This is a genomic window from Leclercia adecarboxylata (genome assembly GCF_023639785.1).
Lineage (GTDB): Bacteria > Pseudomonadota > Gammaproteobacteria > Enterobacterales > Enterobacteriaceae > Enterobacter > Enterobacter adecarboxylatus_D.
The window spans coordinates 1,629,061-1,653,791 of record NZ_CP098325.1; the positions used below are offsets into that span (position 1 = coordinate 1,629,061).

The 24,731-nt window shown below is 55.8% G+C and carries 21 protein-coding genes and 1 tRNA gene; 14 read left to right on the forward strand and 8 right to left on the reverse strand.

Annotated features, from left to right (window positions below):
* Positions 1–372: 372 nt before the first annotated feature.
* From NB069_RS07570 to NB069_RS07580, 3 genes are all read left to right on the forward strand, one after another.
* Positions 373–1,752 (forward strand): carbohydrate porin, encoded by a 1,380-nt coding sequence (locus NB069_RS07570; protein WP_250586808.1) that lies wholly within the window; start codon positions 373–375, stop codon positions 1,750–1,752.
* A 157-nt stretch (positions 1,753–1,909) separates the two neighbouring features.
* Positions 1,910–1,997, forward strand: a tRNA-Ser gene (locus NB069_RS07575).
* A gap of 134 nt (positions 1,998–2,131) precedes the next feature.
* On the forward strand, positions 2,132–2,617 hold the full coding sequence (locus NB069_RS07580; protein WP_250588791.1) for a transposase: 486 nt from the start codon (positions 2,132–2,134) through the stop codon (positions 2,615–2,617).
* Positions 2,618–2,650: 33 nt separating this feature from the next.
* Here NB069_RS07580 and NB069_RS07585 read toward each other — a convergent pair whose 3' ends face one another.
* On the reverse strand, positions 2,651–3,757 hold the full coding sequence (locus NB069_RS07585) for an NADH:flavin oxidoreductase/NADH oxidase (protein WP_250588792.1): 1,107 nt from the start codon (positions 3,755–3,757) through the stop codon (positions 2,651–2,653).
* Positions 3,758–4,735: 978 nt separating this feature from the next.
* On the opposite strand from NB069_RS07585, the gene NB069_RS07590 reads away from it, so the two are divergent.
* The 5 genes from NB069_RS07590 to ampC all read left to right on the forward strand — a co-directional run bounded on the left by NB069_RS07590 (position 4,736) and on the right by ampC (position 10,868).
* A complete protein-coding gene (locus NB069_RS07590) occupies positions 4,736–5,296 on the forward strand; it encodes a fimbrial protein (protein WP_250588793.1) in 561 nt (186 codons plus the stop codon).
* Positions 5,297–5,355: 59 nt separating this feature from the next.
* A complete protein-coding gene (locus tag NB069_RS07595; protein ID WP_250588794.1) occupies positions 5,356–6,015 on the forward strand; it encodes a fimbrial biogenesis chaperone in 660 nt (219 codons plus the stop codon).
* A 20-nt stretch (positions 6,016–6,035) separates the two neighbouring features.
* Positions 6,036–8,549: a fimbria/pilus outer membrane usher protein gene (locus NB069_RS07600; RefSeq protein WP_250588795.1), complete on the forward strand. Its 2,514-nt coding sequence runs from the start codon at positions 6,036–6,038 to the stop codon at positions 8,547–8,549.
* Positions 8,546–9,628 (forward strand): fimbrial protein, encoded by a 1,083-nt coding sequence (locus tag NB069_RS07605; protein WP_434543609.1) that lies wholly within the window; start codon positions 8,546–8,548, stop codon positions 9,626–9,628. Before NB069_RS07600 ends, NB069_RS07605 begins: the two co-directional genes overlap by 4 nt.
* 97 nt (positions 9,629–9,725) lie before the next feature.
* On the forward strand, positions 9,726–10,868 hold the full coding sequence (ampC, locus tag NB069_RS07610) for a CMY2/MIR/ACT/EC family class C beta-lactamase (RefSeq protein WP_250588797.1): 1,143 nt from the start codon (positions 9,726–9,728) through the stop codon (positions 10,866–10,868).
* Positions 10,869–10,878: 10 nt separating this feature from the next.
* On the opposite strand, the gene NB069_RS07615 is transcribed toward ampC, so the two are convergent.
* Genes NB069_RS07615 through NB069_RS07630 form a run of 4 tightly spaced genes read right to left on the reverse strand, consistent with a single transcriptional unit; the run spans position 10,879 to position 13,988 of the window.
* Positions 10,879–12,249, reverse strand: a complete 1,371-nt coding sequence (locus tag NB069_RS07615; RefSeq protein WP_250588798.1) for a M24 family metallopeptidase — start codon at positions 12,247–12,249, stop codon at positions 10,879–10,881.
* 30 nt (positions 12,250–12,279) lie between these two features.
* Entirely contained in the window at positions 12,280–12,516 is a 237-nt protein-coding gene (locus NB069_RS07620) for a DUF1272 domain-containing protein (RefSeq protein ID WP_250588799.1), read from the reverse strand.
* Between the two features lie 50 nt (positions 12,517–12,566).
* Positions 12,567–13,145, reverse strand: coding sequence for an NTP transferase domain-containing protein (locus NB069_RS07625; protein ID WP_250589472.1), 579 nt, complete (start codon positions 13,143–13,145; stop codon positions 12,567–12,569).
* A gap of 48 nt (positions 13,146–13,193) precedes the next feature.
* Entirely contained in the window at positions 13,194–13,988 is a 795-nt protein-coding gene (locus NB069_RS07630) for an SDR family NAD(P)-dependent oxidoreductase (protein WP_250588800.1), read from the reverse strand.
* 267 nt (positions 13,989–14,255) lie between these two features.
* Between NB069_RS07630 and NB069_RS07635 the strand changes: the two genes are divergently transcribed.
* The 3 genes from NB069_RS07635 to NB069_RS07645 all read left to right on the forward strand — a co-directional run bounded on the left by NB069_RS07635 (position 14,256) and on the right by NB069_RS07645 (position 17,857).
* Positions 14,256–15,098, forward strand: coding sequence for a DMT family transporter (locus NB069_RS07635; RefSeq protein ID WP_250588801.1), 843 nt, complete (start codon positions 14,256–14,258; stop codon positions 15,096–15,098).
* 315 nt (positions 15,099–15,413) lie between these two features.
* A complete protein-coding gene (locus NB069_RS07640; RefSeq protein ID WP_138368582.1) occupies positions 15,414–15,908 on the forward strand; it encodes a molybdopterin-dependent oxidoreductase in 495 nt (164 codons plus the stop codon).
* 17 nt (positions 15,909–15,925) lie between these two features.
* Complete coding sequence (locus tag NB069_RS07645) at positions 15,926–17,857, forward strand: putative bifunctional diguanylate cyclase/phosphodiesterase (protein ID WP_250588802.1); 1,932 nt, start codon at positions 15,926–15,928, stop codon at positions 17,855–17,857.
* Positions 17,858–18,019: 162 nt separating this feature from the next.
* On the opposite strand, the gene NB069_RS07650 is transcribed toward NB069_RS07645, so the two are convergent.
* Complete coding sequence (locus tag NB069_RS07650) at positions 18,020–19,018, reverse strand: hypothetical protein (protein ID WP_250588803.1); 999 nt, start codon at positions 19,016–19,018, stop codon at positions 18,020–18,022.
* A gap of 287 nt (positions 19,019–19,305) precedes the next feature.
* Positions 19,306–20,190: an SDR family oxidoreductase gene (locus NB069_RS07655; protein WP_250588804.1), complete on the reverse strand. Its 885-nt coding sequence runs from the start codon at positions 20,188–20,190 to the stop codon at positions 19,306–19,308.
* A gap of 255 nt (positions 20,191–20,445) precedes the next feature.
* Between NB069_RS07655 and NB069_RS07660 the strand changes: the two genes are divergently transcribed.
* The 3 genes from NB069_RS07660 to NB069_RS07670 are packed head-to-tail and all read left to right on the forward strand — an operon-like array spanning position 20,446 to position 23,053.
* Positions 20,446–21,216: an isocitrate lyase/PEP mutase family protein gene (locus NB069_RS07660; RefSeq protein WP_250588805.1), complete on the forward strand. Its 771-nt coding sequence runs from the start codon at positions 20,446–20,448 to the stop codon at positions 21,214–21,216.
* Positions 21,203–22,255, forward strand: coding sequence for a bifunctional transcriptional activator/DNA repair enzyme AdaA (locus NB069_RS07665; protein WP_250588806.1), 1,053 nt, complete (start codon positions 21,203–21,205; stop codon positions 22,253–22,255). Before NB069_RS07660 ends, NB069_RS07665 begins: the two co-directional genes overlap by 14 nt.
* A 3-nt stretch (positions 22,256–22,258) precedes the next feature.
* Positions 22,259–23,053 carry an AraC family transcriptional regulator gene (locus tag NB069_RS07670; protein ID WP_250588807.1) on the forward strand — a complete coding sequence of 265 codons (795 nt, stop codon included), beginning with the start codon at positions 22,259–22,261 and terminating at the stop codon, positions 23,051–23,053.
* On the opposite strand, the gene leuA is transcribed toward NB069_RS07670, so the two are convergent.
* Entirely contained in the window at positions 23,005–24,681 is a 1,677-nt protein-coding gene (gene leuA / locus NB069_RS07675; protein ID WP_250588808.1) for a 2-isopropylmalate synthase, read from the reverse strand. The genes NB069_RS07670 and leuA overlap by 49 nt on opposite strands.
* Positions 24,682–24,731: the final 50 nt, after the last annotated feature.

A 24,731-nucleotide genomic window follows, 5' to 3' on the forward strand; every position in this document is an offset into this window, starting at 1 on the left:
GGTTTATAAAGAACGGACAAATAGTTCAGGAAAAGAAGTTACAAGGTGCAGGGGATATAAAGGTTTTTTTGCGACGAGGTTCACGTTTGAGCATTATCTTAACCGGATAGTGAAATAACGTAATTGAGCATCAGGGCAGGAAAATAGAGGGTATGGCTCAGCCGGTTATTTGCCGCTTACTGCCAGCGATCACGTTTTAAAATCCAACGCACATAATAATTTCAGAGAAGGAGAAAGCCTTACGATAATTGTGTCAACCTCTGGCCCCATAAAATTTAAAATCAACTTGTTCTGATGATAGCGACATATTCTGTCAGTCCGGAACGGGGTGGTTATTGTCTGAATAAAATTTAACTATATATTGAGATAACCATGAATATGATTAAAAAGCTGCCATTAACAATGGCGGTTATCGCCGCGCTTTGCCCGATGTCTGTCCTCGCCCAGGAATTTACGCAGGAGCAAATCGACGCCATTGTGGCCAAAGCGGTGGATAAAGCCCTGGCCGAGCGCCAGGCAAAAATGGATGCCGCCGTGGCGAAAAAAGCCGACGTCATCAACGAGCCGCAAAGCGCGGCCCAGTCACCGGATATGGCGATCCCGTTCGGGATTAAGTTTACCGGTTATGCCCGCTACGGAGCGCACTTCCAGGCCGCGGATCAGAAATACGTCGCCGTGGACGGCTCCTACAACGGCGCCTCGGCGATTGGTCGTCTGGGTAACGAAAGCAACGGCGGCGAGTTCCAGCTCTCCAAAGCCTTTAAAGGCGAAAATGGCGCCATCTGGGACGTCAACGTGATGATTGACCACTGGGGCGACGAGGTTAACCTGAAAAAAGCCTACGCCGGAGTGACCAATATTCTGGCCTCCAACCCGAACGCTTATATCTGGGCGGGGCGTGACTTCCACCAGCGTCCGCAGCAGGGCATCAACGACTACTTCTGGATGAACCACGACGGCCAGGGCGCCGGGGTGAAGAACTTCGACATCGGCGGCGTGCAGTTTGACGTGGCCACCGTGGCGGCGGTCGAGTCCTGCAGCCCGGAAGTGATGGACGATGAGGCCAACCCGTCGCGCATCACCTGTACCGGCGGCTCCGGCACCGGCGACAAGGGCAACTACGCGGCCACCTCCAAAATTCACGGCATGAAGCTGGGGCCACTGGATCTGGAGATCTACGCCAACTACGGCTTTGACTCGAAGGCCATCGACACCGAAGAGCGCACCAACGCCTGGCAGGGCGGTGCGGTTATCAGCCACACCAACGACAGCGGCGTGAACAAGGTGATTGCCCGCTACTCTGATAACGCCGACAACAGCGTGTTCAACAAAACCGAGGATCTGACCACGGTGTACGCCAGCTTTGAAGGGCTGTACAAGTTCACCCAGGCGACGCAGGTGGAGTACATTCTGGCCTTCCACGACTATGACAACAGCCGTGACAACACCGACAACCGCAAGAACTACAACGCCATCGTGCGTCCGATGCACTGGTGGAACGACGTGCACTCCACCTGGCTGGAGGCGGGCTGGCAGCATGTTGATTACGACCAGGGCGGGGATAACAAGGGCTGGAAGCTGACCCTGTCGCAGAACATGTCCATCGCCATGGGGCCGGAATTCCGTCCGATGCTGCGCTTCTACGTCACCGGCGGCAAGGTGGATAACGAACGGACCGCCCGCGTGAACAACACGAAAGACGAAACCCTCGACGACTTCAACGTCGGTGCGATGTGGGAGGCGTGGTTCTGAGGTAAAAGCAAAACGGCAACGCGGGTTGCCGTTTTGAGTGCAGGCCCGCGCCGCCGGGCAATTGTATGCGGAACGCGCAAAAACCAGAACATTTTCAAATTCTTCAATTCACCCCCTTTACACAGGGCGCAGAGATGTTTATAGTGCGCCTCACTCTGGAAGCGTGGCCGAGCGGTTGAAGGCACCGGTCTTGAAAACCGGCGACCCGAAAGGGTTCTAGAGTTCGAATCTCTACGCTTCCGCCAAATTCTGCATAAAAGCCCGTGAAAACGGGCTTTTTTGTCTCTAAAATCTGTACCTTTCTCACTCAACATCTTTTCAGCTACTCATCTTTTCAGGTGAGGCCAAATCCCATCCAGGTTCTGCGAAGGAAGACTCTATGAGCAGAAAGCGTTTCACTGAGGAACACATTGCGGATTTTCTTCGGCAGGCTAAAGAAGGCACGCCTGATAACGCGTTGTGTGAGAAATATGGCTTCAGTATCAGCTCGTTCCGTCGCTGGAAAGCGCTGCACGAGGATGCCGTCAGAAACAAATTACGAAAAATGGAGTCGACCGCGGCAGTCGTCTATTTAGCTATCATCGCCGTTAGCGTGCTGCTTGCGCTTGTTTTTGATAAGAGGGTGGGCGTCCTGTTCTTATTCCTCATGCCGGGTTATTGCGTTTATTACATTGTTCAGTTTCGCAACGTCTCCAGGACCTTTATCTCAGACGAGAATATGTTTCTCTCCCGCAGAGGATTGGGGGCGAGTAATGCGTTTTATATGTTTAGCTGGATCGTTGTTATTTTATGTACCCTCTTCATCATTAGCTCGAGGGCAATGGCGGGAATGATGCCGCTCATCTATCCCGGGGGGAAGGCATAAAGAGTACCCGTGTACCACGGGTACTCTTCAGGGTCAGGACTTAAACAAATTCTTCAGCGTATGAGGCTGACAGCGCAGATACTGTTCCGGCGCATGCACCTGGGCCCCCAGTGCGGCAGCAGCATGCCATGGCCAGCGTGGGTTGTAGAGCGCACCCCGGGCGATAGCGATGATATCCGCATCCCCGCTCGCCACGATAGATTCCGCATGCTCGGGCTCGGTGATTAATCCCACCGCGACCACCGGAATGTTTACCGCTGCTTTAACCGCTCTCGCCAGCGGCACCTGATAGCCAGGATAAACATCAATTTTCTGAGCAGGGTGCAGGCCGCCGCTGGAGACGTGAATCACATCAACACCATGGGCTTCCAGCATCTCAGAGAAGGCTACCGCTTCCTCAAGGTTAAATCCGCCTTCCACCCAGTCTGTCGCAGAGATACGCACGCTGATGGCTTTATCCGCCGGGAAAGCTTCGCGCACCGCATCCACAATCTCCAGCGGGAAGCGGGCCCTGTTTTCCAGCGAACCGCCGTAGTTATCCGTACGCTGGTTAGAGAGCGGGGATAAAAATTGATGTAACAGGTAGCCGTGGGCGGCATGGATCTGAATCAGATCGAAATCCAGTCGGGCGGCACGCTTAGCGGACTCGACGAACTGGTTGCGGATTTCGGCTAAGCCATCGCTGTCGAGCGCGTCTGGCGGGACATAGCCCTCATTATAAGGCACTGCGGAAGGGGCTAAGGTTTGCCATCCCTTTGGCTGGTCGGGTGGGATCTGTTGACCTTTATTGTCCCAGGGTTTGTGCGTGGAGGCTTTTCTTCCCGCATGCGCCAGCTGGATCCCAACAGGAATATCTGACCACTTCCGAATAGTGTTAAGCACCTGGCCCATCGCTTCTTCGGTCTTGTCATCATAGAGACCGACGTCCGCGTAAGTAATGCGGCCTTCAGGGGAGACGGCTGCCGCCTCGATGGTCAGCAGGCCCGCGCCGGACAGCGCCAGTTGCCCCAGATGGAGAGTGTGCCAGTCATTCATACAGCCCTCTTCGGCGGAATACTGACACATGGGGGCGATCACGATGCGATTATCGAGTTCAAGATTGCGGATACGTAACGGTGTAAACAGCTTGGGTTGAGACATACATGTCACTCCAGATTGCAGCGTTAGAAACGGGGTGTTTAATGCTGGAATACTTAGCAATATAACGCACGGATACCGGCAGATGAATGTTCATTTTATGCTAAAAACCGGTCGGGTACCGACAACGACTTATCCGATACATACCAGAGTTAATAGGGACTTGATGCCCTGAGGCGTGAGCGACGATAAGGGTTTTCGGCAAATCAGTGAGTATTTACCGGGACAGCATCTGTCATGCAGATTAAGACCTGACGCCGTAGTCTCAGAGGAAAGCACCATCAGCATCACGCTGCTGGTGCTGGTTTTCAGACAGGGGTTATTTTTTTTCGTCAGCATAGCGACGGGCGTTGTCATACAGACCTGTACACATCTTTGACTCCTCATTTTAAATTACCCTCTGCCCGTCATGGGAAGAGGGTGACACAGCGCAAAATAGCCACTCAGCGCATTGGCTCTATCAATATCACATAATAATTTCGTAATCATTATACGGCGGGTGGATATTTTAATGTAAACATTAAAATGCCAGATTTATTTTAAATTGCCGCTTTAAGATTTGTCTTAATATTAATTTGGCTGCTATTTTTACTGTTGAGGATAATTTCTCAGGCAGCCATTTTCAGCACGTTAATGTTATATTTCTGTAGCCATGCCTCCCCATCATGGTGCAATCTGATACAAAAATAATAATACTCATCAATTAGATCAATGTTGACATGTATACATTAATTAGCGCGTGGTTTTAACTCACCGTGCAACGGTTGTAATTTATTGTTACGGGAAATATCATTTTTGCGTGCGTAAGCGTATTAAACGCATTTTATTGATTTCATAAAGGGCGATTAATCAGGGGAATAATGCACTCCGGTTAAGCAAAGAGGCATTTTAATTTAAAGGGAAACGCATAAGGGATGAATGTCACGACCGGAGGGCATCGGTCAACGTCATCATGAATAACAAATAACGTTGAGTGTAATAATGAAAAACCAATTTCGCGTCGCCGCAGCCCTGATGGGCATTCTGGCTTCTGGTGCGGCATTTTCTGGCAATGTAACCTTCAACCCGGGCGCTGCCGCAGGTACGCAAAGCGCCGGTGGGGTGGTTGAGTTCAGCGGGGAAATTGTCGATAACTCCTGCAATGTCACCGCCTCCAGTAAAGATGTGAAGGTGGATCTGGGTAAATGGGCCGCAAGCTATTTCACCGCAGCAAAAACCGAAACAACAAAAACCCCCTTCAAGATTCAGATAGATAGCTGTCCGACGTCGGTTAAGACGGTGGCCGTGCTGTTTGACGGGCAAAAAGATGCCACCGACGCCACGCTGCTGGCGGTAGCAGGCGGAGCGACCGGCGTAGGCATTAAATTGTATAACGGCGATGCATCCAACTCGCAGGTCAGCCTGGGGAGCGTGTCTGCCAGCGTTCCGGTGGCCGCGGGTAAAGCCACGGTGCCGTTTTTCGCTGACTACATCTCTACGGTGGCAACGGTCACCTCCGGGGCGGCCAACGGCGTGGCAAACTTCCTGATGGTTTACAACTGATCCCCGCATGAACAGGCTCCGCGCCTGTTCATCTCTTTGACTTCAATGGTAATTGCACGATGAAACAGCTTCTTGCCGCTGTCATGGCCTCTTTTCTGTTCTGCGCCAGCGCGCAGGCCGGCATCGTTATGGGGGGAACCCGCGTTATTTATCAGGAAGGTAAACGCGAAGCCGCCATTACGGTAACCAATATGGATACCAGCGTCCCGTACCTGGTGCAGTCATGGGTGGAGAACCTGACCGCAAAGGATAAGCGGCCGGTGCCTTTTGTGGTGACACCGCCGCTCTTTCGCCTCGATCCCGAGCAGGAGAACGTCCTGCGAATCGGCTTTACCGGCGGGACTCTGCCCGGTGACAGGGAATCCATCTTCTGGCTGTGCGTGAAAAATATCTCCCCGACGCAAAAAGGGGAGTCCAACAAGCTGCAGATCAACGTCAAATCCAAATTTAAGCTCTTCTGGCGCCCGAAAGGGCTGGGCGACTCAAAAGAGGCCTGGCAGAAGCTGACCTTCACCCGCAGCGGCAACCGGCTGGTGGCCCACAACCCGACACCCTTTTACGTCTCCTTTTACAGCCTGGCGGTGGGCGGAAAAGAGATCTTCGATCCGGGGATGATCGCCCCGATGAGCAGCCAGACGTGGACGGTTAACGGTACCGGGCAGGTGACATGGCGCGCCATTAATGATTCGGGCGGTATCACTGACACCGCGCGGCAGTAAACCGGGGAGCGAGGGTAAAAATGCACTCATCACGCCGTTACGGCGCGAACAGGGGAGCGTCCGGGGGCGCGTTGCTGCTGGCGACGGTTCCCACGGCGCTGTTTATGCTGTGCAAACCGGGAGTTGCCCGGGCTGAGGATTACTTCGATCCGGCGGCGCTGGAGCTGAGCTCTCCCCAGCAAAAAACCGCCGATCTGCACTATTTTGCCTCTGCGGGCGGGCAGCAGCCCGGCACCTGGCCGGTCAGCGTTTGGGTCAACGGCCAGCAGGTGAGCGAGAGCGACATCACCTTTGTGGAAGAGAATGACAAACTGACGCCGGTGCTGACGGTCTCGCAGCTGGCGGAATATGGCGTCAACGTCAGCGCGTTTTCGTCATTTGATCGACTGCATGAAGGTGAGCGCTTTACCCGCATCGGGCAATTCATCCCCGATGCCAGCAGCGAATTTGATTTTTCCACCCAGCGTCTGAATCTGAGCATTCCCCAGGCGGCAATGAACGTGCAGAGCCGCGGCTACGTCGATCCGGCCCGCTGGGATGAGGGGATTCCGGCCGCCTTTGTCGACTACACGCTCAGCGGATCGCAAACCGGGCAGTCCAGCCATGACGGGCGTTCAACCTTCCTGAGCCTGCGCAGCGGCGTGAACCTTGGGCCGTGGCGGTTACGCAATACCTCATCAATGCAGTATGACACCACCCGGCGCTGGCATTCGCTCAGCACCTGGCTGCAACGGGACGTCACGGCGCTGAAAAGCCAGCTGCGGATGGGGGATACCTGGACCAGCGGCGACGTATTCGACAGCGTGCAGTTTCGCGGGGTCCAGCTGATGTCGAATGAGGAGATGCTCCCGGACAGCCAGCGCGGTTTTGCCCCGGTGATCCGCGGCGTGGCCCACAGCAACGCCAAAGTCACCGTCTCCCAGCACGGCTATGTGATCTACGAAACCTATGTTTCACCCGGGGCGTTTGCCATCAAGGATCTCTACCCGACCGCGCAGAGCGGCGACCTCGAGGTCAACGTAAAAGAGAGCGACGGGTCAGAACGCACCTTCACCCAGCCGTTTTCCTCCGTGCCGTTCATGCTGCGCGAGGGCCGGGTTAAATACAGCTTTAGCGCAGGGCGCTTTCACGCCGGACAGGACGAGAGCCGCTCGCCGGTCTTTATCCAGGCCACGCTGTTCTACGGACTACCGGCCGCGTTCACGCTCTACGGCGGCACGCAGATGGCGGAAGATTATCACGCCCTGGCCCTCGGGTCAGGGCATGGCTTAGGCGAACTCGGATCCCTTGGCGCGGACGTGACGCTGGCAGGCGCCACCGCGCCGTCCGGCAAGCGCTACACCGGCCATTCCCTGCGGGCGCAGTATCAGAAAAGTTTCGCCGGGACCGGCACCACCTTCAGCCTTGCCAGCTACCGCTACTCCTCCAGCGGGTTTTATGATTTCAGTGAGGCGATGATGCTCGAACATCGTTACGGGCTGATTGACAACAAACGCAGCCGGGAAGAGATAGCCATCAGCCAGACCCTTGGCAATGTGGGTAATCTGTCGTTTTCCGCTTATTCCCAGGATTACTGGCACAGCCCGAACAGCGACAAAACGCTCCATGCCGGGTTTTACACCGCCTGGAAAGGCATCTCCTGGGGGCTCGGCTACTACTACACCCGGTCCACCGGTCACGATACTCCCGATCGCTCCTGGTCCTTTAACGTCAATATTCCGCTGGGCGGCGCGCTGGCCAACAGCGCCGTCAGCTACACATCCTCGTCGGATAACCGCGGTTACACCTCGCATCAGGTGGCGATGTACGGCTCGGTACCCAGGAACCCGAACCTTTACTACTCCGTGCAGCAGGGCTACGCCAGCCAGGGGCAGGGGAGTAACAGCGGCGCTTCGCTCGATTATCACGGCGGCTACGGCCAGGCGCAGCTCGGCTATCGACGCGACCGCGACAGCAGCCAGCTTACCTGGGGAGCGTCGGGCTCTATCGTTGCGCATCCGCACGGCATCACGCTGGGGCAAAATCTCGGCGACAGCTTTGCCATCGTGCGCGCGCCGGGGGCCGCTAACGTGGCAGTCCAGAACGGCAGCAACGTTCACACCGACTGGCGGGGCTACGCGGTGGTGCCCACCCTGACGGCGTATCACAAGAACGTTATCACCCTCGATACCGAATCGATGACCAGCGACACCGATGTCGATCAGTATGGCGCAACGGTGATCCCCGGCGGCGGGGCGGTGGTCGAGGCAAATTACCAGACCCATATCGGCCATCGCGTACTCTTTACCCTGCATGACAAGCAGGGCCCGGTGCCGTTTGGCGCCAGCGCGCGGCTGGCTGAGGATAACACCGCCGCCACCGGCATGGTCGCCGACGGCGGAGCGGTCTATCTGAGCGGCATGCCGGATAACGGCACCCTGGCGGTGAACTGGGATGACGACGGCGTGGCCCACCGCTGCACGCTGCCGTTCCACATTACCCCAGACCAACAGGAGGCGGTGACGCGTATTGATGCCGCCTGCTTATCACAATGAGGATTCTAATGATGCGCCTGAGACTCTGTTTTCTGCTGGCCATTGTCGGGCTGTTCAGCCCTGGCGCAGGGGCGGCTGCCTGCAATGGCGATACCGGCCAGATGACCATCAACTTCCAGAACATCAAATACCTGCCTTCGCTGCGCAATAACACCCAGATGACGAGCATCATGGCCGACAGCGGCAGCGGGTTTCGCTTTACCTGCGACCCGCAGGCGCAGCAGGCGAGTGCGATAGCCGTCCACTATGCCCAGACGCGCACTGAAAATGAGAGCTTCATCAACGGGCGGATGGTGTTTGAGTCGGCCATTCCCGGCATCGGTTACGCGCTGGGCTTTCAGTGTGACGGCGGGCCCATTCACTACCTGGACGGCTCAGGCGTGCATGACGAGGAAGTCTGTAACAGCAGCGAAAATCATGCCCTGTTGAAGCAGGAACATATCGTAGTGAAAGCGTTCATTACCTTCTATAAAACCGGCGACGTCCACCTGGCCAGCGGCAACCACACCAATGCGCTACCACTGGGGAACGTCGGCAAACTGTACGTTGAGATCCCCGGGGCAGGCACCACCAGCACACCCATTAGTGCCGACCTGACGGCAATGAACGTGGATATCGGCTCGGCGGGCAGCTGCAACGTGACCACCCCGAGCATTTTTGTCGATCTGGGCAAGGTTAACCGTGTCGATTTCAAAGGGGTGGGTCAAACGGCGGGCGCGGTGCAGACCCTGACCATACCGGTCTATTGCTCCCAGCCCGCGAATATCAAAATTGGCTTTTTCGGTAGCCCGGCCGCTACCGGGATGACCGATACCCTGGCCATCACGCAGAGCCCGTCGAGCGCCAGCGGCGTGGGGGTCAAACTGAGCTACGGCAATAATGGATCCAATGCCCCGGCAGCAGGCAGTAGCCTGCACATCAACGAAGCCGGAACCCTGCCGAGCCTCGGGCAGGTGACCGCGACGGATGCGGCCAACGCCCAGCCTTTCCACTTCGTTGCCCAACTGGTGCAAACCGAATCCACCGTGACGGCGGGCTGGGCAAACACCACCGCCACCTTTGCGCTGGAGTATAACTAGCTCTGTGGGCACGGGCGTCGATTCGCCCGCGCCCGTTTTACATCCTCCCGTCATGCCTGCAAAATAGCGCTCTCACTTTTTGCTGAAGATAATAACGATGAAAAAATCCCTGCTCTGTATGCTCCTCGCCTGCCTGTCCGGTTCCGCTCTGGCCGCCACCCCGGAGGAGGCGCAGGTCGCCGGGGCGGTTAAGCCCACCCTGACCGCGCTGATGAACGCCCAGGCGATCCCCGGGATGGCCGTCGCGGTTATCTATAAGGGTCAGACGTATTACTTTACGCAGGGGCTGGCGGATGTCGCCGGGAAAAAGCCCGTCACCCGGCAAACCCTGTTTGAGCTGGGCTCGGTGAGCAAAACCTTCACCGGGGTGCTCGGCGGCGATGCGGTGGCGAGGGGGGAGATTGCGCTGGACGATCCGGCCAGCAAATACTGGCCCGCGCTGTCAGGCAAGCAGTGGCAGGGCATCAGCCTTCTGCATCTGGCAACCTATACCGCAGGGGGGTTACCGCTGCAGGTGCCAGATGAGGTGACCGATGCCGCCTCGCTGCAAAAATACTACCAGACCTGGCAGCCGGAGTGGGCGCCGGGTACAAAACGCCTGTACGCCAACGCCAGCATCGGGCTGTTTGGCGCCCTGGCCGTTAAACCCTCGAAGATGAGCTTTGAGCAGGCGCTGACGAGTCGGGTGCTCAAACCCCTTAATCTTAACCACACCTGGGTAAAGGTTCCCGCCAGCGAGCAGGAGAACTATGCCTGGGGCTACCGGGACGGCAAGGCGGTACATGTTTCACCGGGCATGCTTGATGCCGAGGCCTACGGGGTGAAAACCTCCATCGTGGATATGGCGGGCTGGCTGCAGGCGAATCTGAAGCCGGAGAACATCAAGGACGCTTCGCTGCAAAAAGGGTTGGAAATCGCCCAGTCACGCTACTGGCAGGTAGGGGAGATGTATCAGGGGCTGGGCTGGGAGATGCTCAACTGGCCGGTCTCCTCAGTAACGCTGGAACAGGGCGCGGATAATAAATACGCCCTGGCCGCGCATAAGGCCACGGCAATTACCCCCGCCCGGGCTCCGGTGCAAGCCTCTTGGGTTCATAAAACCGGCTCTACCGGCGGGTTTGGCAGCTATATCGCCTTTATCCCTGAAAAGCAGCTTGGCATTGTGATGCTGGCGAATAAAAGTTATCCCAACCCCGAGCGGGTGAAAGCGGCGTACCGCATTCTGGAAGCGTTGCAGTAGATACGGGGTATTAGCAGGTAAACGCCTGCTCTTTTGCCAGCAGGAACGGACGCAGGTACGCCACGGTGTTTGACAGCGGGATCACCTCCTCCGCCAGCCTGATATTCAGCACCTCACGAATATAGGTCCGGCGGGTGGCGATCCGCGTCCACAGTTCCGGGTACATCGCCTGAATCTTCTCCTGCAACGCCCGGTCTGCCAGGGCAATGCTCTCCTCGGCGCTGACGCCGGTGTAGCCCGGCACTGAGGGGATAATATCGATTTGCAGGATCATCCCGCTTTTCAGCGTTTCGGCAGAACCCGGGTAAAGGGGGGAAGACATCCACTCTTCATCGGCGCTGAGGTGGCCCGGATTCAGATGCCAGCCATACTGCGCTTTATTCAGCACCTGTTCGATATGGGCATACATCTCGCCGCCCGGCATCCCGATGCGGATAGTCTCAAGCCAGCTGGCGACGGCGGCAAAGTAAGGTTTCGCTACCCGCTCGAGATATTCTTCCTGACCGTCCGGCAGCTCGCTCTCGTCGGCAATCACAAACCCGGTCCGGCTGGAAAGCCCGCCCTTAAACCCGGTGGTCATCGACAGCGGCTGACCGCGCTCCAGCTTTTTATACGTAGGGTAAAAGTTCGCTTTTTCAAAGCGCTGCCCGGCGGCGGCAATGGTCACCACCGTCGGATACTGACCCTCTGCCGCCAGCAGCGCTCCCAACTCGGTTTCGCGGATGCCCGGCGTCACCGCATCCATGGCTTTCAGGATGCAGGTCGAGGCCAGGTTGGCGCCATATTCATAGTGCGCAATTTCATTCGCGTTATTGGTGATACGCGCCCCGTTAGCGCCGCCGATAAACAGGTGGGTGGCGTTTTCCAGCGTTGCCGGAGTGCTGTTTTTCAGCGCCTCGACGATAAACCAGGGCAGATCGAAAAGCTGCTTATTGTCTGCCCCGGCGGCGGTAAACATCTTCCAGCCCACCACCCCGATTCGGTCATGCGCGGCCAGGCCTGCTTCGCCAAACAGCGTCTCCAGCGAGGCCTCATTGTCCATCGGCTGGTTTGGCAGCGAGAAAAACGGGCAGTGTTTAAGGCTAACCGGAATGCGCGAATGCCTGGCCATCTTCAGGTTTTCATTGCCCAGAATCACCGTCGCCGCGCCTGTTTTTTGCAGAATCAACAGCCCCTCCTCGAAGCGCGGCACAAACCCGGTCAGGTACTCAAAGTTGCTTCCGTGCTCCTTATCGGCATAAATCACCAGGGCGTCATAGCCCGCATCGTTGATGCGGGTCAGCAGCCTGTTTTTACGCTCAAGCATTGTGGCATCGGAGAGTAATACCGGGGGCACGTCGGGGAAGGTTTGGGGAGCAGGAATAGTCTGGAGCTGGATCATTATTTACCTCGTCGTCAGAGGGCGTGGGTGTCAGGATCGTTTTTGCGTATGTACCCGCACGGTGGAGGCAGGCGAGCTTACCAGCTTTGTCGCCGGGCGCACCGGGCGGCGCACCAGTTCTCCCTGGCAGTTGGGGCAACGGTGATTGAGATGCGTGTTGGCGCAGGCTGCGCAAAACGTGCACTCAAAGGAGCAGATCCGGGCGTCCAGGTCATCAGGAGGCAGGTCGCGGTCACACCGTTCGCAGTTCGGGCGAAGTTCGAGCATGGCTTTCATCCTGTTCAATGGGTATTAAATGGATAAAACACGAAACGTCGTTATTCACTTTTATTCAGCGACTGAAGCCTGCTGAAATCATCCGGCGTATCGATATCAAAAATGATTTCCGGGTGGTCAAGCGACACGCAGTGATGTTTACCCTGCATCAGCGCCTGGCGCATGCTGCGAATATCCGGCCGGGCGATAGCCTGCAGCAGGCTGCTTTTCTTCACCAGAACAGGGTGACCCGGCGTGCCGCGATAGTGCGGCAGGATCGCCCCCTCACTGCGTAACGCCCACAACTCGCGAAAGATACCCTCATGCAGGCAGGGCAGATCGCCCGGGGTAATAAAGCAGTAGTCGGTGTTCACCGCGCGGGCACCGGTAATCACCGAACCCGCCATCCCTTGCTGATAGTCGGCATTGTGTACCAGCGTGACGTTTTCCTGATGGCGATACCGTTCCTGTAACGCGTCTGCGTGATAACCGGTCACAACGATGGTGCGGGCGCAAAATTGCAGGGCGTTGTTAATGCTGGCATCCAGAATTGTCCCCTCTCGCCAGGGTAACATCATTTTCCACTTCCCCATCCGGGAGGAAAGCCCCGCGGCAGTAATAATACAGTCGACCGTCATTATCTGTCCTGTAATGAAAATGAGAGGGGAAGTAAAAATATACCGCAAATTTCAGCGCGTGAGATAGCGCGGCGCCGGCTCGCCGGTTCGGGCGCTGGTAAACAGCGCCAGCCGCGCCTCTTCATAGCGCGTCCACAGCGCCTCATCGTGCATCGGCGGAATGGTAATCAGCTCACCCCGATCGAGCCCCGCCAGGGCTGCATCCACCATGTTGTCAGTGGTCATCACCGACCCGGCGGGCAGATCGTCGGCGGTGATGCCGGACAGCGCCCAGATCTCCGTGGCCGTTGCCGCCGGTAATACCGCCTGAATGCGCACCTTGCTGTCGGCAAACTCCTCCTGCAATCCACGGGTAAAGTTCAGCACCCAGGCTTTGGTGGCGCTGTAGAGCGCGCTGCCCGCCCGGGCATGGATCGACAGCACCGAGGCGATGTTAATCAGCGTGCCGCGGTTATGTTGCGCCAGCCTCGGCAGCAGGGCATAGGTGAGGCGCATCAGGGCGGTGGTGTTGAGCATGTTAATGGCCTGATGCTGCGCCACGTCTCCCGCAAGGAAGGGAGCCATCTGCGCGGTACCGGCATTGTTAATCAGCGTGTCGATAGCGGTGTTGCTGCGCAGGACCTCCTCTACGGCGCGGATCCCGGTTTCATCGGTAAGATCCGCCGTCAGGGGGGCGACCTTCACCCCGTAGCGCTGCCCGAGCTGCTCCGCCAGCGCCAGCAGGCGCGCTTCCCGGCGGGCGACCAGCACCAGATCGTAACCGCGTGCGGCGAGACGATCGGCGTAGACCGCGCCGATCCCGGAAGATGCCCCTGTGATTAAAGCGGTGGAACCTTGCGTAGTCATCGTAATACCTCTGTGTTGAAGGATGATTGGTTTCAAAATGAAACTTAATTAAGGGTGAGGCAATTGGTTTTATAATGCAACCATCGTGCGCAGTTTTTTTGATCTTTGCGCGAGAGGGGGGAGACGAGGAAAAACGATCGGCCCGGTCGGTGCCCTCAGGAAATCGTCAGATAAAAAGTGAAACAGTCATTTGCGTGGTTTTGCATTACAGTAAATACAAAGATTAAACGCCAGTCGGCCAGGCTGGCGATCCTCTTCAGGAAGCGTATGAAAAAGCTGCTGCTGGTGCTTTTTGTATTAACTGCCTTTGCCGCAAACTCCATTCTCTGCCGCATCGCCCTGAAAAACGGCCACGCCGATCCGCAGACCTTCAGCATGCTGAGGCTGCTGGGTGGGGCGGGAGTGCTGTTTGCCTGGCATCTGGCGCGCGGGAAGCTGAAAGAGATACGCTGGAAAATCATCGACGCCGCGTTGCTGTGCGCCTACGTCCTCTTCTTCTCGTTGGCTTACGTTCAGCTCAATACGGCCACAGGTGCGTTGCTGCTGTTTGGCGCAGTCCAGGTCTGCATGATTGGCTGGGGCGTGGTAAAAGGCGAAAAGCTAAGCCGGTATAAGGCCTGCGGAATGCTTATTGCCGTGGGTGGGATCATCACCCTCCTGCTGCCTGGCGCCACTGCGCCTCCCCTGGTTGCGGCCATGACGATGGTGGCCTCAGGCCTGGCGTGGGGGGCGTATTCCGTGCGCGGAAAAAATATCATAGCCCCGGCAGGCACAACGGCGGGGAATTTTATCCTCGGTTTACCGGTCATTCTGGTCATCAGCCTGATAAGACAGGCACCTGTACAAACAGACGCCAGCGGCATTTTGCTTGCACTGCTGTCAGGCGGGCTGGCATCCGGCGTTGCCTATGTGCTGTGGTATGCCCTGGTCGTCACCCTCTCTTCAGCAACCGCCAGCACATTGCAACTGAGCGTGCCCTGTATTGCTGCCGCAGGCGGGGTGTTATTTCTTGGGGAAGTGCCGGATATAAGCATGCTGATGTGCTCGCTGGTGGTGCTGGCAGGAATAGCGATGGTAATTGCCGCCGATCGCAAACAACGGGAAAAATGATTCCGGAAAAGGCCGCCAGCCATCGACTCCCGCCACTACCCGGCAAAAATTAAACCTTTATATCGTTGTGTGTTTAATTGCATTAAATAAGCGGCTGGCTTATTTTTTGTACAGGGAGAATAAGATCTGGCATAACTCAAATAACATTACAGATTTTACTTAACCGTTTTAAAAAATATAAAAATTTAACCTATTGATTTTAATGGGTTATAATGTGAATGTTCTTAGTGCGTCAATAATAGCCAGAGCGCATATATAAATAGCATGTTAACTAAATTATAATTCCGTAAAATCCGGTAGAAAGGGGAGGTCAGTATGCGGTTAATTGTCATGTTGTTGAGCCTGGTGGTCGCCACCCAGGTCTGGGCGGGTGAACTTCCCAAACCTGAAGGTAAAGTCCTTTTAACCCTGTCCGGTAATATTCAGAATACGAATGCAGACGGGAAAGCCGTCTTTGATATCGCCAGCCTTGAGAAACTGGGCCTGGTCAGTTTCCAGACCACCTCTCCCTGGTACAATGGGCGTACAACCTTTACGGGTGTTCCCCTGCGAAAGCTCATGGAGTACGTTGGCGCCAAAGGTTCTATCGTTAAGGTTATTGCGCTCAATGACTACACGACCGTAATCCCTCTCAATGATTTTAATAAATACAATGTTATCCTTGCCTTAAAAGTTAACGGCGAATATATGCGTATTCGTGACAAAGGCCCGTTATTCATTGTGTATCCCTATGACAGCATGCCCGAGCTGAACAGTCAGATTTTTTATTCAAGATCCGCATGGCAGGTCAGCAAAATGAATATTGAGTAGGAGTTCAGACGCGCATCATGAACAGGATACTGGCGGGCATCATATTTTTCCTATTTATCTCTACTGGATACATATCTTTCCTTGTGCATGAAAGGCAGCAAGAGTTACAAAAACTGACTCACTATACGGACTCCTGGTCTGCGGCCCAGCTGGTATCGGAGTATTATCGTTTTGAATCAACGCTGGGCCTTTACGCAAATCAAAGCGAAGCATTGACGCTCGATGATGTGCGCCTGCGTCTCGACATTATGCTCAGCCAGAGCGATTTAATGAAAGAAGGGGATTTGGGGCGTTATATTAACAGCAATAAAGGGCACCACGAACTGGCTTTAAGTGTGGAAAACATACTCAAATATCTTGATGCAAATCTGGAGAGGATGGATCGTTCAGAGCTTATGGTCACTCTGGATAAAATGCATACGCTTGATGCCGCCCTTAGCCACCTGTCATCCAGTGCATTAGATAATGATATTAACTCCATTAACAGAGCTAATCTCAAAATCCAGACGCTGTACTATATATATTCGGCGGCTTCATTATTGCTGATAATATTAAGCGGCATCCTGGGCGTGATGATATTTTTCCAGAACCGGAATATTCTTAAAGCGCATCTTCAGGTCAAAAGCCTTGCTGAAGAGTTGCAGAAATCCAAAGAAAAACTGCAGATCCAGAATGCCCAGCTGGAATATGACGTCTACCATGACTCTCTGACGGGAATGAATAACCGCCAGCTTTTCTGGGAAAACATCAAAAAAGTTATCCAGACTGCCGAGAAAAACGATGAATCTGTGGCGGTGATGTTGTTCGACCTGGATCGCTTTAAAGAGATAAATGACACCTACGGTCATGATGTCGGCGATATGTTACTTCGTCAAATATCCGACCGACTGGTTTCAATGAGTCTGACCGCCGATACGCTCTATCGTTTAGGTGGGGATGAGTTTGCGTTTCTTTCAAGTGGCCTGACGGAGAGCAGTGCCGTTTCGCGGGCCCGACAAATCTGCGCCTCTATCAACCAGCCCTACACGATCTATAACACCATCATTAACATAGCTACCTGCGTGGGCGTTGTTGTCTCAGACACCGAGCGACGCTCCGATTATCTGTATAAATTTGCCGATCTGGCCCTTTATGAAGCCAAAAGTGAAGGCCCCGGTAAGATAAAAGTGTTCCGCCCCTATATGCTGCAAAAGCTGCAGGAAAGCCGAACCCTGGAGCACGATCTGGCTATGGCGTTAGCGAACAAAGAGTTCGTGGTTTACTACCAGCCTATCGTCGATTCGTTCACCCGGGAAATCTACAGCTATGAAGCCCTCATTCGCTGGATTCATCCCCTGAAAGGACTCCTGTCGCCGGATACTTTTGTTCCCGCGGCTGAAAAAACCGGGATGATTAACGAGATGGGGAAATATGTGCTTGAAATCGCCTGCCGGGAAGCGGCCACCTGGGCGGTTCCGGCCAAAATTTCAGTGAATGTCTCACCGATACAGCTCAGCAGTAAAGCCTTTGCCGGGATCGTGCTGTCTATTCTGGAAGAGAGTGGACTCCCGGCCAGTCGTCTTGAGCTGGAAGTGACGGAATCCTCTCTCTTTACCGAGAACGACACGCCGCTGAAGACGCTGAATAAGCTCAGAGCCCGCGGCGTGCAAATATCCATTGATGACTTTGGTACGGGATACTCTTCTCTTTCCCGGTTGAGTAAGCTGGCCTTCGATAAGATCAAAATAGACAAATCCTTCGTGCACTCGATATCGACCCAGGAGGATGCCCTGAATATCATCCGACTCATCACCGGCATGGCGAAGTCGCTCAATATGAAGGCGGTTGCAGAAGGGGTTGAAACGCAGGAGCAGCTGGAAAGGTTACAGGCTCTGGGGTGCGATCTCGCCCAGGGCTATCTGTTCGGTAAACCTCAGCCGGGTATCGCAGGAAGGATCAGAAACGGGTGAGCTTTGTTTTACACCTGAAAACATAAATGCCCTTGCGGGCATTTATGTTCAGGTTGTGGATATTAATGGAAGAACAGCGCAATCAGAATAATGATTGGGATAGGAACGCCTAAAAAGAACAGTAATAATGAGCGCATGTTAAACCTCCTGCTTAATTAAAAATTATAAGTCACGTTGACGGCCACCGAAGGTCGCACACAGGCTGGCGACGAAAGCACCTGCCAGCAGTGAAATGAATGTCCAGAGCATCAGGTAGCTCGTTGTTTTACGTGCAGTATCAGCAGCTTGCTGCGCTTTCTCCTTGGTTTCTTTTAATTTAGCCTGGGCTTTGTCATAGGTGGTCTGTACACGCTGTTCAGCCTCTTGCTGACTGATACCAGTCTTCTGCGCAATCAGTTGAGCGACATACTGACGATCTTCCGCAGGCAGAGCACCGGTGGTAATGCTGTTAGCAAAAATCCCGGTCACTTCGCTTACCTGGGCAGGGGTCAGGTCCTGGCCGGGAGCGGAAGGGGCTGCCGGAGCAGGAGCCGCCGCTGGCGCAGCAGGATCGGCTGTAGCCTCTGCCGGGGCAGCAGGGGCAGGAGCCGCATTCCCCCTGAACATCGAATTCACGAAATAGTCCATTGAGTTGCCGGGCATGCCAGACGATTCATTTGCCATGCCCGCCGCGCCAGCAGCCGTGGCTGTCGCAGCCCCTCCGGCAACGGTCCCCACAACTTTAGCCCCGCCGCCAATAATGGCACCCACGGTGCTGGTAAACAGCGCAGCCGAGACCAGCGCAGCCACAGCCCATGTCAAAAACCCGTGAGCGGTATCGCGGAAATAAACTTCATCGATATGGGTATCCACCCATTTGGTGCGCAGTCGTCCGGCTAAATATCCCCCCATGCCCGACGCCACGATCTGCGTAAACGTCAGCCAGGCGATGGCGGCGATACCCACCGTCCCGGCGTCTAGCCCGCGGCTCTCCCACGGGGAAATGGACGTCAGGCCCAAACCCGCGCCCAGCATAAGCAAAATCAGGGAAAGGGATGCGGCGGCTGCCGCCCCGGCGAAGATGGCACCCCATGATACGGCGCTGGTGCTCGCGGCAGGCACGGGCAGACGCGTATCAGGATACGTAGTGTTAACCGTAGCGTGTTCGTGAATGTGAGTCATAGCTGTTGCCCTTTAATTAATATGCGTTCGGAAACAGAAACGGATTGAAAAACAGGAAACATTATCAACTTCGACATTGAAGCCCTTTAAGAGCCAGATGATGTCTTTTTAACAAATTAGACTTTCATGCTTAAAGAAATAAAAAAACAAGAATCAACAATCTAATAATAGTTGATAATTATGCGCCGGACGGCTTTTGAACTTTTAAAATCCATTACCGCTTCGAATAATGGATTTTATAATAGGTTCTCAGGCCGTCAGGCAGATCATAAATAAGGACAACAGAATTACGCTACGCCGGTACCGCCGTCAGAGCACCAGACCTGGCCGGAGGCATAGGAACACTCTTCAGACGCCAGCAGAACATAAAGCGGCGCGATCTCCACGGGCTGACCGGGTCTGCCCAGCGGTGTGTCCTGACCGAACTGCTGCACCTTCTCCTGTGGCTGGCCACCGCTCGACTGCAGCGGAGTCCAGTAAGGGCCTGGCGCCACGGCGTTAACGCGAATGCCTTTCGGCCCAAGCTGTTTTGCCAGTGCTTTGGTAAAGGCCACGTTACAGGCTTTGGTCTGAGCGTAATCCAGCAGGATTTCGCTCGGCTTAAACGCCTGGACCGAGGAGGTATTGATAATGACAGCGCCTTCCGACAGATGACGCACGGCCGCGCGAGTGATCCAGAACGGCGCATACACATTGGTTTTGAAGGTCGCGTCGAAGGCGGCGGTCGTCAGATCTTCAATGGACTCGCAGAACTGCTGTCTGCCCGCGTTGTTGACTAAAATATCGAGGCCGCCCAGCTCACTGACCGCTCTTTCGACCAGCGTCTCACAGAAGGATTCCACGCGGATATCGCCCGGGATCGCCACGGCTTTGCGTCCTTCCGCCTGAATCAGCGCAATAACGGCTGCGGCGTCCGACTCTTCTTCCGGCAGATAGCCAATGGCTACATCAGCACCCTCGCGGGCATAGGCAATGGCAACAGCGCGGCCAATCCCGGAATCGCCACCGGTAATCAGTGCTTTCTTACCGGCAAGACGTCCCGAGCCGGTATAGCTTGTTTCGCCATGATCGGGAATTGGCTTCATCTCTGAGGCCAGTCCTGGCATTTGCTGGGGTTGTTCCACAAATGGGGGTTGTGGGTAGTTTTTTGAAGTGGTGTTTCCTGATGTCATCCCGACCTCCTTAGTCAATGAATTTAAAGCGTAGCCACTGTGACGCAACGCACCTTTCCACAGGACATAATTCGGAATATTCTTCTTCTGGATATATTTTTGCTTTTTTCTGAATATGTCATACGCACAGGCGCGATGTTATTTCCTCAAGGAGGACGCATAATCTGACCTGTAAAAAATGGTTATCCAATTTTCGGTTGTGGCTATTTCACGGGAGCTTCAGGATGAGCCTGTCCACCACAACAGGAAACCAAAATGAATTTCACTGAACTTCATCAGCAAAAAAGTCCTTTAATTATTGCGAATGTCTGGGATGCTGGTAGTGCGATTGCCGCGCAACAGGCGGGCTTTAAAGCGTTGGGAACGTCGAGCGCCGCGATTGCCGCGATGCTGGGTTATGAAGATGGCGAGGCGATCCCTTTTGATGAAATGTTTTATGTCATCACCCGGATTAAATCCGTCTGTCACGTCCCCTTAAGTGTCGATCTGGAAGCCGGATTTGGTAGCTCGGTAGACGAGGTGGCGACAAATCTCTCCCGCCTGGTGAGGCTGGGCATTAGCGGCATCAATCTGGAGGACAGTCGCGTCGTGAATGGCATCCGGCAGCTTCGTGATGCTGCGGCATTCGCCGACATGATAAAAGCGCTCCGCCAGGCGACGATCAGCGAAAGCCCGCTCTTTTTTAATATTCGTACCGATACCTATCTTCTGGGCCATGAGCAGGCGTTGCAGGAAACGCGCTTACGCGGACAACGGTATGCAGAGGCGGGCGCCGATGGATTTTTTGTTCCCTGCCTGACGCAGGAAAAGGAGATTGAAACCCTTGCCCGGGAGTGCACCTTGCCGCTGAACGTCATGTGCATGCCCGGTTTACCGTCATTCGACAGGCTGGAGGCGCTGGGTGTGAAACGCATTTCCATGGGTAACGTTGTCCATTCGGCAATGCAGGAGAAGCTGAAGGATGTACTCTGTACCATCCGGGCTCAACGGGCCTTTACTGGAGTTTTTACTGATGAACGTTCTTGATAAAACGCAGTGCGATATCTGGTATCAGGCCCTGATTGAGCGGGCTTCGGAGTATACGGGGGTCTTCTTCGTTGGCGTAAAAACGACCGGTGTGTTTTGCATTTCTGTCTGCAGGGCGCGAAAACCAAAGCGTGAAAACGTTGAGTTTTATAACGATTTTAAATCTGCGCTGGATGCAGGCTTCCGCCCCTGTAAAGTGTGCCGTCCCACGGAGAACGCCCACAGCGCACCGCCGTTGGTTGAGCAGGCGCTTGCCCTCGTGCGGGCTAATCCTAAAACGCGAATCAGCGATACGGAGTTGCGTCAACACAACATCAGCCCGGAGCGGGTTCGCCGGTGGTTTTTGCAAAACCATGGCATCACTTTTCAGGCCTTTCAGCGCATGCAACGGGTGAACGTCGCTTTGCAGGAACTGAAAGGGGGACGCAACGCCACCGATGTGGCGTTTGACAGCGGGTATGAATCATTAAGCGGCTTTGGCTATACCTGCAAACGGCTTACGGGCGGCAGTCCGACCGAACAGAGTCAGCTGATTATGATCCACCGCTTTACCACGCCCCTTGGACCTGTGTTTGTCTGCGCCACTGAGCGCGGCGTTTGTCTGCTGGAATTTACCGACCGGCGCATGCTGGAAACCGAATTTCGCGACCTTCAGCGTTTGTTCAGGGCACGCATTGTGGCCGGGGAAAACAGGCATACGCGACAGGCTGAAAAAGAGCTCACGGAGTATTTTTCAGGCACGCGTCAGCAGTTTGATATTGTGCTCGACACGCCCGGAAGTGAATTTCAGCGGAGCGTCTGGGAGGGGTTGCGGGCGGTGCCGTTTGGCGTCACTTCGCACTATCAGGCCGTCGCAGAGGGGATGGGTAAACCCAATGCCGTTCGCGCGGTCGCGGCAGCAAATGGCGCAAACCGCGTGGCTATCGTTATTCCCTGCCACCGAATCATCGGTAAAACGGGGGCGATGACCGGTTATGGCGGCGGCATCGCCCGTAAAGCCTGGCTTATTGCGCATGAACATAAATTTTCCACGAGTTAACCTGTGACCACACAAAAACAATTTAGCTTTGCTACCCGGCCGCTGGTGCCGTTTGCTCATGATTATACTCATGGTGCAACGGAACCGTGGCACAGCCACGACTGCGCGCAGCTTCTGCACACCCTGAGCGGCGTGGTGCGGGTGGAAACCGGGCAGGGGTTCTGGATAGTGCCGCCGGGGCGGGGCGTCTGGCTGCCTGCCGGAACCCGGCACCGTCTGCTTATCACCGGCAACGTGGCGGCGCGGACGCTGTTTATCGACCCCTTTGCCCGGGCAGACCTCCCTTCGGTGTGTCAGGTGGTGCAGATATCCACTCTGCTGCGTGAGCTGATCATCGCCTCGCTGCACCTGCCGGAGCGCTATGGCGCGGGCAGCAGGGCGGAGCGCATTTACGAGCTGATCCTCGATGAAATCAGGGGCATCAGCGTGCTGCCTTTTAACCTTCCGGAACCCCAGACCCCGGCGCTGGTCACGCTCTGCCGCCAGATCCAGGCGGAGCCGGGAACAAAGTGGACCACGATGCTGGCGGCAAAATCGCTTAACGTCAGCGAGCGCACCCTGCTGCGGCACTTTCGCCAGCAGACCGGCCTGGCGTTCAGCGAATGGTTGCGCAGGGCGCGGCTGATGGAGGCGCTGAACCGTCTGGCGCAGGGCCAGTCGGTTCTTCGGGTGGCACTGGACCTCGGTTACGAGAGCCACAGCGCCTTTAGCGCGATGTTCCGCCGCACGCTTGGCGTGGCGCCGAGCGACTACTTCCCGGCCGAGGCGCTCTCCGGTAACGCGTTTAACAGGGCCTGAAGCGACGCCCGGGAAACGTCATTGTCAATGCCCGTCCCCCAGCGGCTCGCCCCCTGCTTAAAGCTGCAGCGGATATAGGCCGCCGAGCGGCTTTCGCTGCACCTGCCGAGGGTGTGTTCGTGATAGTCCTCAATGGCGAAGGCCAGATTGAAACAGGTTTTGATCGCGCTGGCGGCGGCTGAGAGCAGGCCGTTGCCTTTCCCCTCCAGCGTCACAACGCCTTCCGCCGTCTGGACGCGGGCCCACAGCGCCAGCCCGCCGTCAGCCTGGCTCTCGGTGCGGTAATCCAGCAGCTGGCGCGGGGCAAGCTGATGCGGCCCATAAAGCTCGCGATACAGCTGCCACAGCGCGCTCAGCGTCATCTCGCTGCCCTCGCGATCGGTATGGGCCTGGACGTGGCGGCTAAAATCCTGCTGCAGGGCGCGAGGCAGCACCAGGCCATGATTTTGCTCCAGCATCCAGGCTGCACCGCTTTTACCGGACTGGCTGTTAACGCGGATCACCGCCTCATAGCTACAGCCGATATCCTCCGGGTCGACCGGAAGATAAGGCATCTCCCAGCGCGGAGACGTGGACTTTTCTCTGGCGTGAAAGCCCTTTTTGATGGCGTCCTGATGTGAGCCAGAGAAGGCGGTAAAAGCCAGCTTCCCGGCGTAAGGATGGCGGGGGTGCACCGGCAGCTGGTTGCACTGCTCCACCAGCTCCACCACCTGCTTCATGTCGCTGAAATCCAGCGCTGGCGGGACCCCCTGGCTGTAAAGGTTCATCGCCAGCGTCACCAGACAGACGTTCCCGGTGCGCTCGCCGTTGCCGAACAGGCAACCTTCCACCCGGTCAGCGCCTGCCAGCAGGGCCAGCTCGGCGCTGGCGACGCCGCTGCCGCGATCGTTATGGGGATGCACGCTGATGCAGACCTCTTCCCGGCGGGAAAAGTGACGGCAGAAATACTCGATCTGATCGGCATAAACGTTGGGGGTGTTGACCTCCACCGTGGCGGGCAGGTTGACGATCATCGGCCGTTCGGCACAGGGTTCCCAGACGTCCGCCACCGCTTCGCAGATTTGCAGGGCAAACTCCGGCTCGGTGAAGCAGAAGGTTTCCGGTGAGTATTCGTACGTCCAGCGCGTCTGCGGGTTGGCCTCGCACAGGGCGCGTATCTGGCGCGTGGCGCTGACCGCCAGCTGAACAATCTCCGCCTTGCTCTGACGAAAGACCAGCTCGCGGAACAGCGGTGCGGTGGCGTTATAGAGATGCACCGTGGCGCGTTTTACCCCGTCCAGCGAGGCAAAAGTGCGCTCGATCAGATCGCTGCGCGCCTGGGTGAGCACCTGAATGGTGACGTCATCCGGAATGCGTTGCTCCTCAATCAGCTGGCGCACAAACTGAAAATCCGTTTCGGAAGCGGAGGGGAAAGCCACCTCGATCTCCTTAAAGCCGCATATGAGCAGCTGCTCCCAGAAGCGCAGTTTGCGGGGAATATCCATCGGCTCGGCCAGCGCCTGGTTGCCATCGCGGAGATCGGTTGAAAGCCAGCGCGGGGCGTGGGTCAGGGTCTTATCCGGCCACTGGCGGTCGGGCAAGGACATCGGGGCGTACGCCGCATATTTTTGTGAGGGATTGCGCAACATAGGGTTTCTCCAGGTGATGTTGTGCTTTCATCCTGGCGAATAACGGGGGA